Origin of the sequence: Oceanicola sp. 22II-s10i (assembly GCF_002210105.1) — a bacterium.
GTDB lineage: Bacteria > Pseudomonadota > Alphaproteobacteria > Rhodobacterales > Rhodobacteraceae > Pseudooceanicola.
Map to the genome: position 1 here is coordinate 171,458 of NZ_AQQU01000001.1, position 12,115 is coordinate 183,572.

Genomic DNA, 12,115 nt, shown 5'->3' on the forward strand with positions numbered 1-12,115 from the left:
GCAGCCAAGGAGGACCACATGACGCCCGAGGAAATCGCCCGCCTGCCCTATCGCCGCAATGTCGGCGTGATGCTCGCCAATGCCTCCGGCCAGGTCTTCGTCGGCCAGCGGCTCGACTTCACCTCGGACGCCTGGCAGATGCCGCAGGGTGGGATCGACAAGGGCGAGGATGCCCGCACGGCCGCCCTGCGCGAGCTGGAGGAAGAGACCGGCGTGTCCCCCGACCTCGTAACCATCGAGGCGGAATCCGAGGGCTGGCACGCCTACGACCTGCCTGCGGACTTGGTCGCCAAGCTGTGGAAGGGCCGGTATCGCGGACAGGAGCAGAAGTGGTTCCTGATGCGCTTTCACGGCACCGACGATCAGGTCAACATCCAGACCGCGCATCCGGAGTTCGGCGCGTGGAAATGGCTGGACAAGGGCGAGCTTCTGGACGCCATCGTGCCCTTCAAGCGCGCGGTTTACGAAGCGGTGCTGGAGGAGTTGGGCGACAAGCTCTGAGGTCGGCTCGCCTGCGACTTGTCGCGGCGCGGCCTGCGCTGGATCTGGACGTTCATCGACGCGCCCAGCAGGACGACGAAGGCCGTCACGTAGAGCCACATCAACATGGCGATCGCCGCACCGATCGAACCGTAGACCTCGTTATACCGCCCGAAGTTGGTCAGGTAGACCGAGAAGCCCCATGACGCGAGCCCCCACAGCGCGACCGCCAGAACCGCGCCGGGCGTGACCCATTTCACCTTTTCCCCGCCCTTGCGGTTCGGGCCGAAGCGGTAGAGCAGCGCAAGGCCGACCAGCAGGAACCCGATGGCCGCCACCCAGCGGATGAACGCGATCAAGATGGTGGTCCATGTGCCCAGCGGGATGAACTTGAGCACAATCGGCATCACGACCACGAGGCTCAGCGCGATGATCGTCACGGCGAACAGCGCCACCGTCAGGGCCAGCGCGGTCAGGTAGTGCCGGACGGTAAATCGGTTCGTCGCACCGTGGATCGTGTTCAGGCCCAGCATCAGCGCGGCGACGCCCGACCGGGCGGACCACGTTGCCACCATCAGTGACAGGACGCCCGCCCAACCCAGCGTGTCGCCGCTGGTGGACATGAGGTTGAGGATCTGCGTCTCGACCAGCGCAAAGACCTCGGCGGGGACGATGTTCCGCACCAGCTCCAGCTGTTCCAGCAGGACGTTGGGATCGGACATCAGGCCCCAGATCGCGATCACCGCCGCCAGGCCGGGAAAGACCGAGAACATGGCGTAGAAGGCGACACCCGCCGCGACGAGGCCCATGTTCGCCTCGCCGATCTGAAGCCACACGCCGTTGACGACCTTGCGCCAACGCTGAGGCCGCGACCCTGTCGGGGCCGCGGCCTGTTGGCTCTCGCTATTCGTGTTGCTGGTCATCCAGCCTTCCCGTCGACAGTGTCAGACGTGCCGGACGGAATTGCGGGGACCGGCGATCAGCCAGATGATGAAGCCGAGGACCGGCAGGATCAACACCAGAAGCGTCCACAGCACCTTTTTACCGGTGGTCGTGTTCGAGCCGATGATGGAAACGATCGCCCAGATGTCGAGGGCGAGGATGATAAGGCCGCCAAGGCCGGAAATCTCAAGCATGGTCTCTCTCCGAGATAAGTCGCGGTTCTGTGATCGCAACGCATGAAACCCGGACAGGTTCCCGTGCACGGGCGCGAGCACGGGGTCAGAGGCCGTGTCAGGGCCTTAGTAATGCTCATCTTTTCGGAAGAGTTGTTCTGCGGGGGGCGAGGTAAATCGGGGTTTGCCCCCCGTCAGAACTTGAGAAACCGAAGGGTGTCGGTTTGGACTAAACGCGCCTGCACGAGATCGGTTCCAGCCTTTCCAAGAAAATTTTCTAGCGACGTCACGTAGTGCCCTGAGGCGCGCCGGCACGGGCTGCGAAACGGGAACCGGATCGTCGATTTTGGCGTTTGCCATCCAGACGAGCGAACAAGCTTGAACAAAATTGTGAAAGGAAAAACCATGCTCTGGTGGGCTGTTACATTCTTTATCGTCGCAATCATCGCCGCCGTCTTCGGCTTCGGCGGCATCGCTTCGGCTTCGGCCGGGATCGCGCAGGTCCTCTTCGTCATCTTCCTGGTGCTCTTCATCGTCGCGATGATTGCACGGGCGGTGCGCGGCCGGACCCCGTGAAAGTGACACCGCTTAATGTCGGCTGTAGCTGACGCGGAAAAACAGAAAGGCGGCCCGCAAGGCCGCCTTTCGTTTGTGCGATGCCCGGCAGTATCAGCCGTGCAGAGTCTCGGTCGAGGCAAAGAACATCGCCTGCGACGCGGCAAGGCGCACCTGTTCCTCGGTATAAGGCTTGGTGATCAGGAACGCCGGTTCGGGCTTTTCGCCGGTCAGCAAACGCTCCGGGAAGGCGGTGATGAAGATCACCGGCAGATCGCCCAGTTTTCCCAGCAGATCGTTCACGGCGTCGATCCCGCTGGAATTGTCGGCCAGCTGGATATCCGCAAAGATCAGGTCCGGACGCTCGGCCGTCCCGAGCGCAACAGCCTCGTCACGGGTGCGGGCGACACCGGTGACGGCATGGCCCATGTCCGCGACGATGCTCTGAAGGTCCATGGCGATGATCGCCTCGTCCTCGATGATCATCACGCGGCCGGTCACGCTCTCGGCCAGCTCGCGCTGTGCGATGCGCACCATTTCCTCGGCCTCGGCGGATCCGACGGCCATGACCTGACCGATCCGTTCGAAGTCGAATTCCTCGATCGTGTGAAGCAACAGCGCCTCGCGCGTGTTGGGCGTCAGGCGGCCCAGATGCGCCTGCGCCCGCGCCTTGAGCCCGGTTTCCTCATCCATCACCGGAGACCCGGAACTGGACCAGATAGCATGGAACGCACCGAACAGCGCGACCTTGGTCGACTTGCTGCGGTCCATGATCGACGGATCCTCGAGCATCGCCTCCAGAGTGGCGGCAGCGTAGTTGTCCCCTGAGACCTGGCTTCCCGTCAGCGCGCGCGCATAGCGACGAAGATACGGCAGCTCCCTTGCCACATTGGAAACGAAATCTTCGGTAGCGACTGGCTGGTTCATGAAAACTGACACCTTTTTTCGTATTTTCTGGGAACCAAACACGTCCCGTGGCGTTTAGTTCCGAAAATTTTGGTGTGGCACTACAAAATGACAAGGGATCATGGCGCAGGATAGTGAATACGATGACGTCCGCAGGCAGATCGATGATAACCTGAAACGGGTCTACCAGGAAAAGGTGGAAGAGGAGCTTCCCGAGCGGTTCCGAAACCTCCTACAACAGCTGAAGGCGAAGGAACCGAAGTCCGGTGATCAGCAATGACCGCCCGGGATCCGCGTGACGACATCGTCGAGCACCTTCCGGCCCTGCGCGCCTTCGCGATGAGCCTTTGTCGAAACTCCGCCCAGGCGGATGACCTTGTTCAGGACACGATCGTCAAGGCCTGGACCAAGTTCGACAAGTTCCAGCAGGGCACCAACCTGCGGGCTTGGCTGTTCACGATTCTGCGCAACACCTTCTACTCGGGCCGCCGCAAGGCGCAGCGCGAAGTTGCGGATGTGGACGGCGTGTTCTCGGCCAAGCTGGCCAGCAAGCCCGATCACGACGGTCGCCTTGCGATGAAGGACTTCGAAGCGGCCTTTGCGCAATTGCCCGATGAACAGCGCGAGGCGCTGATCCTGGTCGGTGCGTCGGGCTTTTCCTACGAGGAAGCGGCTGACATGTGTGGCTGTGCCGTCGGCACCATAAAGAGCCGGGCCAATCGTGGTCGCGCAAGGCTGACCGAACTTCTTGAACTCGACAGCAATGAAAGCATGGAACTGACAGACCAGTCCACGATGGCGGTTCTGGCCGCGAATGCGCGATCTGCCGGTTAAGGAGGCGCGCATTACCCGGTTTCGCTTTTTCGACAGTCTGGGCACAAGGCTGGTGGCAATGCTGTCCATCGCCTTGCTGCCCGTGGGACTGATCGCACTCTACCAGACCAGCCACGTCGTGCGCCAAGCGGAACAGCTTGAGCGCGCGGCGCTTGTTGGCCAGGCGCTGTCCGCAGTCGCCAGCCAGAGCGACCTGATCCACGAAGGATTCGCCGCGGCACGCGTGCTGGGCGGAGCGTTGCGTGACGACATCGACGATCCCGAAGCCTGCCACGATCTGATGCGCGGGTTCGTCCGGTCGCATCCGGCCTATGCACTGGCCACCTTTGTCGGGCTGGATGGCGTGTCGCGCTGCAATTCCCGCGGCGTTATCGCGGACCTGAACGAATCCCAGATGATCAAGTCGCTGCTCGAGGCACCCCGCCACCGTGTGGACTGGGTCGAACAGGGACGGATCAGCGGGCGCTCGGTCATCGTGATTTCGCAGCCCGTGCATGACGACCTGAACCTGATCGGCTTTGTCACGCTGTCCCTGCCGCGTGGCAACATCCAGCTGGACCCGGACTACACCGGCCTGCGCAAACCGCTGAACCTGATCACGCTGAACGAGGACGGGCAGGTCGTGCTGACACCCGGCGCGCTGGACGATGCGCGCGCGCAGTTGCCTGCCTTCCGCGACCTGCGGTCTTTCCTCTACCGACGTGCGAACACGTTCGAGGCGGACGACATGACCGGGGAGAACCGGTTGTACACCGTTGTGCCGGTCATACCCGGCGTGGCCTTTGCCGTCGCGGTCTGGGATACCGCCGGTCTTACCGGCAGCGGCAGTTTTGTCAGCCGGGCAGCGCTGGCCTTCCCGCTGCTGATGTGGGCCATCAGCCTGATCGTGGCCTACGTCGCCGTGCACCGTCTGGTCATACGCCACATCCGCGCCCTGCGCCGCAAGATGCGCGACTTCGGCAACGGCTCCACGCGATTCAGCAGCCAGTTCCCGTCGGGCAGCGACCGGGCGCCGGCAGAGATCAAGCAGATGGAGGAAAGCTTTGACGCGATGGTCGAACGGATCGTCCGCGACACGGCTGAACTGGAAAATAACCTGCACGAAAACAACGTGCTGCTGAAAGAGGTCCATCACCGGGTCAAGAACAACCTTCAGCTTATCGCCTCGATCATGAACCTGGAAATCCGCAAGGCACGGAACGGCGAGACACGATCGACCCTGCGTCGGGTGCAGGACCGGGTGCTGGGCCTGGCGATGGTTCATTCGAACCTCTACCACACCTCTCGGCTCGCCTCGCTGCGGGCGGACGGGTTGCTGGATGACATCCTGCGCCAGACCCTGAAATCGGTGCTGCCGGCAGATAACGTGGTCGACGTCTCGATGGAGATCGAGGAGATGCTGCTCTACCCCGATCAGGCCGTCCCGCTTTCGCTGCTGGCGACCGAGGCCGCGACCAACGCGATCAAGTATATCGGACGCCCCGCAGATGGCAGCCGCCCGTGGATCAGGGTCAAGCTGGAACAGACAGGCGAGCGGACCTTCCTGTTCTCGGTCGCCAATTCCTGCGGCGAACGGCTGGATCTGCGCGAGGACGAGGTCGAGGGCACCGGGCTTGGCCGTCAGTTGATCGACGCCTTCGCGACCCAGCTCGGGTCACGGGCTGTGGTCACCGCGGATGACGACAGCTTCATGATCGCGGTCGAGATTCAGGTCCGGGACTTCAACACGGATCAGGCGGCCTGACCGCTCAGACCCACTTGGCCAGCGGCGGCAGGGACATCAGCACGGCGTTCGCGTCGTGCCCCGTCTCCAGCCCGAACTTGGTGCCCCGGTCGTAGACGAGGTTGTATTCGGCGTAGAGCCCGCGATGCACCAGTTGCGCGTCCTTCTCGGCCTCGCCCCAGCCCATCCCCATCCGCTTTTCCACCAGCGGCACGAAGGCGGGCAGGAATGCCTGCCCCACATCGCGGATGAAGGCGAAATCCGCCGCCCAGTCCCCGGTGTTGTAGTCGTCGAGGAAAATCCCGCCGACGCCACGTGCCCGGCCCCGGTGAGGGATGTAGAAATATTCGTCCGCCCAGGCCTTGAACCGGGGATAGAGGTCGGTCCCGTGCGGGTCGCAATGCGCCTTCTGAACACCGTGGAAATGCGCGGTGTCCTCGGCATATTCGATACAGGGGTTCAGGTCCGATCCGCCGCCGAACCACCAGCCGTGCGGAGTCCAGAACATGCGGGTGTTCATGTGGACGGCCGGGCAATGCGGGTTCTGCATATGCGCGACGAGGCTGATGCCGGACGCCCAGAACCGCGGATCGTCCGCCATGCCGGGGAGGCCACGGCGCGCGGCCATCGCCATCTGTGCGCGCTCGCCCAGAGTGCCGTAGACGGTTGAGACGTTCACGCCGACCTTCTCGAATACACGACCGCCGCGCATCACCGACATCAGGCCGCCGCCCGCATCGCCCCCGTCCGGGGCGGACCGGCGCGTTTCCGTCACGTCGAACCGGCCCGGCGTGCCGCCGGCCCTGTCTTCCAGCCCTTCGAAGGCCGCGACGATGCTGTCCCTGAGTTCGCGGAACCACGCAGAAGCGCGCGCCTTTTCCCCGTCCATCATGTCCATCGGATCCTCCGCCTACCGGTTGTGCTGGGGCCCGAGGCTTACCCCCAGGGCCCCCGACCGCCAATGCGGCATCAATGCGCGGGGGCGTTCACCGGGTCCAGCAGCATCCGGCCGCCGTCGACCGTCATGATCTGGCCGGTCATGAAGCTGGACCCCTCGCCCGCCAGAAACTGAACAGCCTCGGTCAGTTCGGACGGCGGCGCTATGCGCTTCAGCGGTGTGCCCGCCTCGATCCGCTTGCGATATTCGTCCTCGGCTTTCAGGCCACGCTGGAGGCTCGCGCTCATCACCGAACCGAAGGCGACGGCGTTGACGCGGATGCGATGCGGCGCCAGCGCCAGCGCCATGGATCGCGTCATCTGGTCCAGCGCGGCCACCGAAACGGAATAACCCAGCAGGTCGGGATGGGTTCGCTGGCCGGCGATGGACGAGATGTTCACGATGGACCCGGCCGGCGCATCCTCCTGCCCTTCGGACTGGCGGATCATACGCTTGGACACCGCCTGCGTCAGGCGAAGCGCGGTCATCAGGTTCTGCTGCAACAGGAACTCGACGGCGTCTTCCTCGGGGTTCAGCGGGTCCGACAACCCGATCTGGCGCGAGGCGTTGACCAGGACATCGACCCGCTCGAAGGCGTCGATGGTGGCCGACAGCAGGTTCGCGACGGTCAGTTTTTCCCTCAGATCCCCTGCGAAGTATCGGACATTGTCCGCCTCGCGCTGATCGCCCAGTTCCTCGACCAGCCGTTCCTCGTCCACGTCGGCGAAGATCACGTTCGCGCCGCGTTCGACAAAGTGGCGGGCGATGGCCAGACCGATGCCATTGGCGGCGCCGGTCACGATGGCGGTCTTACCCGCGATGGAAAACGTCATTGGGTGCTCCCGTACGGCGTCCGGTCAGGATACGCGATTGTGCCGCGCGTTGCGAGGCGCGAGCGTGGCGGTCATCACCTTGAACCGGGTGTCGCCGCCGATTTCCTCGACCGCGCCGAATGTGCCCGCGATCACGGTCTCATAGGGCAGGTGACGGTTCGCGACGATCCAGACCCGACCGCCCGGCCGCAGCATCCCGGCGGCGGCACGGATAAAGGCCTGTCCGATCCCCGGATCGGCCGTGCGGCTGGTGTGGAACGGCGGGTTCATCACGACGGCGTCCATCAGCGTCTCGGGCCGCCAGCGCGTGGCGTCGGCCCAGTGAAACCGCGCACGCGGATCGGTCACGTTCCGCCGCGCACAGTCCAGAGCCGCATGATCCGCCTCGACCAGGTCGATCGATTTCACGCCGTCGCGCTTCAGCACTTCGGACGCGAGATAGCCCCAGCCGGCCCCGAGATCGGCGATCTTTCCGCTCAGCTTCGCGGGCAGCGCCGCCGCCAGCAGTGCCGATGCCGGGTCGATCCCGTCGGCCGAGAACACCCCCGGCGCGGTGATCCACCCGCCCTCCAGCGGCGCGGGCTCTGCCGCCGCCCAGTCGGTGAAATCGCCGCCCGAGAACCAGAACAGCTTGCCATGCGCCTTGTTGATCGGTCCCTCGACCGCGACCCGTTTGCGCACGGCTTTCAGCACGCCTTCGATCCCGTCCGTGCGCGCACCGTCGACGACCACCGGCCCGTCACTGACCGCGACGGCCTGCGCGACCAGTGCCTCGGCCAGCCGTTTCGCGCGGGGCAGGAAAACGATGGCCGCATCGAAACGGCCCTCCGCCGCGACTGAGGTGGCGTAACCCGCCGCCTCGAACCCCTCGACATCCGGGCGGAAGCCGGACACGACAAGCACCCGGTCCCTGGGCAGAACCGACAGGTCCATCCCCGCACGCGGAGCGAAGACCGCGATCCGCCCGGTTCCGGACAGGTCCAGTCCGCCGCCCGACAGGGCCAGCTCAAGCCTTGGCGCGCTCATCGCGGGCGGCCTATTCCTTTTCCATGGTGCATTGCAGCGGATGCTGGTGGCGGCGGGCGAAATCCATCACCTGCGCGACCTTCGTCTCGGCGATTTCATGGCTGAAGACCCCGACGACCGCGACGCCCTTCTTGTGGACGGTCAGCATGATCTCGAACGCCTGCGCGTGGCTCATGCCGAAGAAGCGCTCCAGCACCGCGACGACGAATTCCATCGGGGTGTAATCGTCGTTCAGCAGCAGGACCTTGTAGAGCGGCGGACGCTTGGTCTTGGGACGCGTGTCGACGACGACAGAGGTGTCGCTGTCGTCATCCGTGCCGTTCGCCATCATCTGCAAAGGGGTAAGGCCCATGTCCGTTCCGTCACCGCTCGGGGTTTTCGTCATTGGCCTTCCTATATAACTTCACCCACGTGCGAGAAAAGAGGGCCAGGCGGATCCGGCAGCATGATGGCGCAAAAACTCACAACAATTGGTTTCGATGCGGACGATACGCTCTGGCACAACGAACGGTTCTTTCGTCTGACTCAGGATCGATTCGCGGCGCTGCTGGCCGATTACGCGGCCCCCGACCACCTCGGGGCGCGACTGCTGGAGGCCGAGCGGCGCAACATCGGGCAGTACGGATTCGGCATCAAGGGCTTTGTCCTGTCGATGATCGAGACCGCGATCGAGGTGACCGACGAAAAGGTCCCGGCCGCGGTCATCCGCGACCTGATCGACGCCGGACAGGAGATGCTGCGCCACCCGATCGAGCTGTTGCCCCATGCCCGCGCGGCGGTCGAGGCGGTCGCGGACACTCACCGCGTCATCCTGATCACCAAGGGCGACCTGCTGGATCAGGAACGCAAGCTGGCGCAGTCCGGTCTGGGCGAGCTTTTCGACGGGATCGAGATCGTGTCGGAAAAGACCGCGCCGGTCTATACCGCGATCTTCGCCCGCCATGGCGACGGCGCGGACCGGGCGATGATGATCGGCAATTCGATGAAATCCGACGTCCTGCCGGTGATCGAGGCGGGCGGATGGGGCGTCTACGTGCCCCACGGCGAAACCTGGGCGCTGGAACATGCCGAGGCGCCTGCCGGTTCGGCCCGCTATGTCGCGCGCCCGGACCTGTCGGGCATACCGGGGCTGGTCGCCGAGATCGGCTGACAGCACGGCGCGATCCGGGGGCCGGGGGCAGGAATACCTGACTGTCGCCGCCCCGCGCGCCGGGGTAATGTCCCTGTAGTGGCGGCGCAGAGGCCCGCCACGGAAACATTGAAAATATCTGAATTTAATCAGCGCCTTCCGCATGTGCGGTCGGCAGTCGGATCACCATTGCATTCTGAAAGGACCAGACCGATGCCCTACATTTTCAACCGCCGCTTCTTCGCCCTCGCCGCCATCCTCATCGCCTTCGCCACCGCCAGTTTCGCCAATCCCGGCGGCAGCGACGGCGGCAACGGTCCCGGCGACCGGAACCGCACCAGCTACACCGAGATCGGCTTCCTGAGCCTGAACGACCGCCAGCTGGATGAACTCTACGATCTGTGGGAGCGCGGTGCCTCGGTTTCCATCCGCGGCTTCTCGGGTCCGATGTCCGCATGGCTGCTGCAGGCCGCCGCCTCTGACCGCCGCTACATCTTCCGTCTGATGCGCGAAATGTCGGCCATCGAACCGGTTCGCGACCGGGCCAATCGCCTGCGCAGCGCCCGCGATGAGCTCCGCCGTCAGGCTGCCGCCCTGGAACGCTCGATCCGCGTCCTCGAACGGCACAGCGCGAGCCAGCAGCTCTCCGAGGAGCGCGCACGGCTGACACGCACCCGGACGACGCTGGAAACCGTCGAGACCTGGCTCAAATTCCCCCATGAAGGCACAAATTGACGGCACATTTTTTCAAGGCCGCAATGGCGAAAAGCCGCTGTTGCACAGGTGAAACGCGCCACATTCCCGCCACAATTGCCGATTTGGCGGGAATGTCGGCATTCTACCACAAGATGTGGAGCAACCGGGGTAAACGCCCCGGTTTTTCAGTTGAAACTCGCACTTTGACGCGCCACCTGCATGTGCTAATGTGATATAGCAGATCAAACGCCAGCCGGATCAACCGGCGGCAGAGGCAGTGAAAAGGCAACTATCGTGACAGCGCGACGCAGTCGGCTGGCTCTTCTTGGGCCATTCCTGATCATCCTGGCACTTGTCATCGCCATTCCGGCCGGCACACGGGCAGCGCCCTATGCCGCCATGGTTATGGACGCCCGCACCGGAGAGGTGCTGCACAGCCAGAACGCGGATGCACGGCTGCATCCCGCATCCCTCACCAAGATGCTGACGCTCTACATCGCGTTCCAGGCCATCCGGAACGGCGAGATCACGCTCGATACGCCGGTCCGCATCTCCAGCCACGCCTCGTCCGAGCCGCCCTCCAAGCTGGGCCTGCAGACCGGACAGAAAATCCGCTTCCGCTACCTGATCCGCGCCGCCGCCGTGAAATCGGCCAACGATGCCGCAACCGCCATCGGCGAGGCGCTGGAAGGCTCGGAGGCCGCTTTCGCCCGCCGCATGAACCGGACGGCGCAGGCGATCGGGATGACCCGGTCGACCTTCAAGAACGCGCACGGCCTGACCGAGGAAGGCCACCTCTCCACCGCCCGTGACATGACGCTGCTCGGGCGGCACCTGCTGTTCGACTTCCCCGAATACTACAACCTCTTCGGGCGGGAATCGACGGATGCGGGCATGCGCGAGGTCAACAACACCAACCGCCGCTTCCTCGCCAACTACAAGGGCGCGGACGGGATCAAGACCGGCTACACCCGCGCCGCGGGCTTCAATCTCGTGGCCTCGGCCGTGCGCGGCAACGAACGCATCATCGCCACCGTCTTCGGCGGCCGCTCCACCTCGGCGCGCAATGCCAAGGTGGCCGAGCTGCTCGATCTCGGCTTCCGCCGGGCGCCCTCCAACGCGACCACAAAGGCGCCCGCCGCGCCGGTCTATGCGGCCGCGACCCATGACGGCACGGCAGGCAAGGTGATCCGCCTGCAAACCGCCGTCGTCAAGAGCCTGCGCCCCAAGCTGCGCCCCGGCACGGCACCTGCCGCCGTTGCCCTGGCCTCCGCCGAACCCTCCTCCAAGGCCGCCTCGATCGCGATGAGCGCGGTGATCGAGGCGACGGTGACCGAAGTGCAGGAAGAAACCGTGCGCAACGCGGGCATCGGCCGGGCTGCTCAGGCCGCCAGCCAGCCGCAGGTCGTGACCCGCGTCTCGACCTCGGGCGGACGCCACTGGGGCATCAACGTCGGCCGCTACACCAGCCACTACCGCGCGGAACGTGTCCTTCTGCAGACGGCCCTGAACGAAATGTCGACCCTCGACGGCTCGCTCCGCAAGGTGGTCAAGAAACCCACCGGCTTCGACGCGAATTTCCTCGGCCTGACCCGCGAAACCGCGGATCTCGCCTGCCGCCGCCTGCAGGCGCGCAACCAGACCTGTTTCATGATCGGCCCCTCGGGTTAACAGCCCGATTTCCCTCGGCCCATGCAAAACGCCGCTCCCTTCGGGGGGCGGCGTTTTCGCATGCCAGTCCGCATCAACTCCGCCTGCTTCCTCTGGCCGAAAATACTTCCGCCGGAGGCACCGCGTTTTTCTTCCGCAGGAGGAAAAACGCCCAGTGACGGCATGCGCGCGGCACGCGCGCGCAATCAGGTCAGGACCGGGCCGTCAGGG

At 64.6% G+C, this 12,115-nt stretch carries 15 protein-coding genes; 8 read left to right on the plus strand and 7 right to left on the minus strand.

Annotated elements, in window-relative coordinates; all coding sequences use genetic code 11:
• Positions 1-18 precede the first annotated feature (18 nt).
• The gene (locus tag ATO6_RS00910) at positions 19-501 is read left to right on the plus strand and encodes an RNA pyrophosphohydrolase (protein ID WP_088622075.1); all 483 of its coding nucleotides are present in this window, start codon (positions 19-21) and stop codon (positions 499-501) included.
• Here the strand turns inward: ATO6_RS00910 and ATO6_RS00915 are convergent.
• The gene (locus ATO6_RS00915) at positions 462-1,403 is read right to left on the minus strand and encodes a YihY/virulence factor BrkB family protein (RefSeq protein WP_088622076.1); all 942 of its coding nucleotides are present in this window, start codon (positions 1,401-1,403) and stop codon (positions 462-464) included. The genes ATO6_RS00910 and ATO6_RS00915 overlap by 40 nt on opposite strands.
• Positions 1,404-1,424: 21 nt before the next feature.
• Positions 1,425-1,616: a PLD nuclease N-terminal domain-containing protein gene (locus tag ATO6_RS00920; RefSeq protein ID WP_088622077.1), complete on the minus strand. Its 192-nt coding sequence runs from the start codon at positions 1,614-1,616 to the stop codon at positions 1,425-1,427.
• A 384-nt stretch (positions 1,617-2,000) separates the two neighbouring features.
• On the opposite strand from ATO6_RS00920, the gene ATO6_RS00925 reads away from it, so the two are divergent.
• On the plus strand, positions 2,001-2,171 hold the full coding sequence (locus tag ATO6_RS00925) for a DUF1328 domain-containing protein (protein WP_088622078.1): 171 nt from the start codon (positions 2,001-2,003) through the stop codon (positions 2,169-2,171).
• Positions 2,172-2,264: 93 nt separating this feature from the next.
• Here ATO6_RS00925 and ATO6_RS00930 read toward each other — a convergent pair whose 3' ends face one another.
• Positions 2,265-3,077: a response regulator gene (locus ATO6_RS00930; RefSeq protein ID WP_088622079.1), complete on the minus strand. Its 813-nt coding sequence runs from the start codon at positions 3,075-3,077 to the stop codon at positions 2,265-2,267.
• Between the two features lie 100 nt (positions 3,078-3,177).
• Between ATO6_RS00930 and ATO6_RS00935 the strand changes: the two genes are divergently transcribed.
• From ATO6_RS00935 to ATO6_RS00945, 3 genes are read left to right on the plus strand one after another with little or no spacing between them, the layout of a single operon-like run.
• Positions 3,178-3,336, plus strand: coding sequence for a NepR family anti-sigma factor (locus ATO6_RS00935; RefSeq protein WP_088622080.1), 159 nt, complete (start codon positions 3,178-3,180; stop codon positions 3,334-3,336).
• Positions 3,333-3,890 (plus strand): RNA polymerase sigma factor, encoded by a 558-nt coding sequence (locus ATO6_RS00940; protein ID WP_088622081.1) that lies wholly within the window; start codon positions 3,333-3,335, stop codon positions 3,888-3,890. The genes ATO6_RS00935 and ATO6_RS00940 overlap by 4 nt, the downstream gene beginning before the upstream one ends.
• A 58-nt stretch (positions 3,891-3,948) precedes the next feature.
• The gene (locus tag ATO6_RS00945; RefSeq protein ID WP_217898953.1) at positions 3,949-5,634 is read left to right on the plus strand and encodes a sensor histidine kinase; all 1,686 of its coding nucleotides are present in this window, start codon (positions 3,949-3,951) and stop codon (positions 5,632-5,634) included.
• Positions 5,635-5,638: 4 nt separating this feature from the next.
• Here ATO6_RS00945 and hemF read toward each other — a convergent pair whose 3' ends face one another.
• The 4 genes from hemF to clpS all read right to left on the minus strand — a co-directional run bounded on the left by hemF (position 5,639) and on the right by clpS (position 8,740).
• Positions 5,639-6,505 carry an oxygen-dependent coproporphyrinogen oxidase gene (gene hemF / locus ATO6_RS00950; protein ID WP_088623350.1) on the minus strand — a complete coding sequence of 289 codons (867 nt, stop codon included), beginning with the start codon at positions 6,503-6,505 and terminating at the stop codon, positions 5,639-5,641.
• A 77-nt stretch (positions 6,506-6,582) separates the two neighbouring features.
• Entirely contained in the window at positions 6,583-7,383 is an 801-nt protein-coding gene (locus ATO6_RS00955; protein WP_088622083.1) for an SDR family NAD(P)-dependent oxidoreductase, read from the minus strand.
• A 24-nt stretch (positions 7,384-7,407) separates the two neighbouring features.
• On the minus strand, positions 7,408-8,409 hold the full coding sequence (locus ATO6_RS00960) for a methyltransferase (RefSeq protein WP_088622084.1): 1,002 nt from the start codon (positions 8,407-8,409) through the stop codon (positions 7,408-7,410).
• A 10-nt stretch (positions 8,410-8,419) separates the two neighbouring features.
• Positions 8,420-8,740 carry an ATP-dependent Clp protease adapter ClpS gene (gene clpS / locus ATO6_RS00965; protein WP_088622085.1) on the minus strand — a complete coding sequence of 107 codons (321 nt, stop codon included), beginning with the start codon at positions 8,738-8,740 and terminating at the stop codon, positions 8,420-8,422.
• 117 nt (positions 8,741-8,857) lie between these two features.
• Between clpS and ATO6_RS00970 the strand changes: the two genes are divergently transcribed.
• The 3 genes from ATO6_RS00970 (at position 8,858) to ATO6_RS00980 (ending at position 11,905) form a co-directional block, all read left to right on the plus strand.
• Positions 8,858-9,559, plus strand: a complete 702-nt coding sequence (locus ATO6_RS00970; protein WP_088623351.1) for an HAD family hydrolase — start codon at positions 8,858-8,860, stop codon at positions 9,557-9,559.
• Positions 9,560-9,751: 192 nt separating this feature from the next.
• The gene (locus tag ATO6_RS00975) at positions 9,752-10,273 is read left to right on the plus strand and encodes a hypothetical protein (RefSeq protein WP_088622086.1); all 522 of its coding nucleotides are present in this window, start codon (positions 9,752-9,754) and stop codon (positions 10,271-10,273) included.
• 360 nt (positions 10,274-10,633) lie between these two features.
• A complete protein-coding gene (locus tag ATO6_RS00980) occupies positions 10,634-11,905 on the plus strand; it encodes a D-alanyl-D-alanine carboxypeptidase family protein (RefSeq protein ID WP_088623352.1) in 1,272 nt (423 codons plus the stop codon).
• Positions 11,906-12,115 lie beyond the last annotated feature (210 nt).

Bases quoted from the DNA above. Each gene is read 5' to 3' on its own strand.
- ATO6_RS00945 (WP_217898953.1), top strand. From the start codon at position 3,949: ATGCTGTCCATCGCCTTGCTGCCCGTGGGACTGATCGCACTCTACCAG.
- hemF (WP_088623350.1), bottom strand. From the start codon at position 6,505: ATGATGGACGGGGAAAAGGCGCGCGCTTCTGCGTGGTTCCGCGAACTC.
- ATO6_RS00930 (WP_088622079.1), bottom strand. From the start codon at position 3,077: ATGAACCAGCCAGTCGCTACCGAAGATTTCGTTTCCAATGTGGCAAGG.
- ATO6_RS00970 (WP_088623351.1), top strand. From the start codon at position 8,858: ATGGCGCAAAAACTCACAACAATTGGTTTCGATGCGGACGATACGCTC.
- ATO6_RS00925 (WP_088622078.1), top strand. From the start codon at position 2,001: ATGCTCTGGTGGGCTGTTACATTCTTTATCGTCGCAATCATCGCCGCC.
- clpS (WP_088622085.1), bottom strand. From the start codon at position 8,740: ATGATGGCGAACGGCACGGATGACGACAGCGACACCTCTGTCGTCGTC.
- ATO6_RS00915 (WP_088622076.1), bottom strand. From the start codon at position 1,403: ATGACCAGCAACACGAATAGCGAGAGCCAACAGGCCGCGGCCCCGACA.
- ATO6_RS00910 (WP_088622075.1), top strand. From the start codon at position 19: ATGACGCCCGAGGAAATCGCCCGCCTGCCCTATCGCCGCAATGTCGGC.
- ATO6_RS00920 (WP_088622077.1), bottom strand. From the start codon at position 1,616: ATGCTTGAGATTTCCGGCCTTGGCGGCCTTATCATCCTCGCCCTCGAC.
- ATO6_RS00960 (WP_088622084.1), bottom strand. From the start codon at position 8,409: ATGAGCGCGCCAAGGCTTGAGCTGGCCCTGTCGGGCGGCGGACTGGAC.
- ATO6_RS00975 (WP_088622086.1), top strand. From the start codon at position 9,752: ATGCCCTACATTTTCAACCGCCGCTTCTTCGCCCTCGCCGCCATCCTC.
- ATO6_RS00940 (WP_088622081.1), top strand. From the start codon at position 3,333: ATGACCGCCCGGGATCCGCGTGACGACATCGTCGAGCACCTTCCGGCC.
- ATO6_RS00935 (WP_088622080.1), top strand. From the start codon at position 3,178: ATGGCGCAGGATAGTGAATACGATGACGTCCGCAGGCAGATCGATGAT.
- ATO6_RS00980 (WP_088623352.1), top strand. From the start codon at position 10,634: ATGGTTATGGACGCCCGCACCGGAGAGGTGCTGCACAGCCAGAACGCG.
- ATO6_RS00955 (WP_088622083.1), bottom strand. From the start codon at position 7,383: ATGACGTTTTCCATCGCGGGTAAGACCGCCATCGTGACCGGCGCCGCC.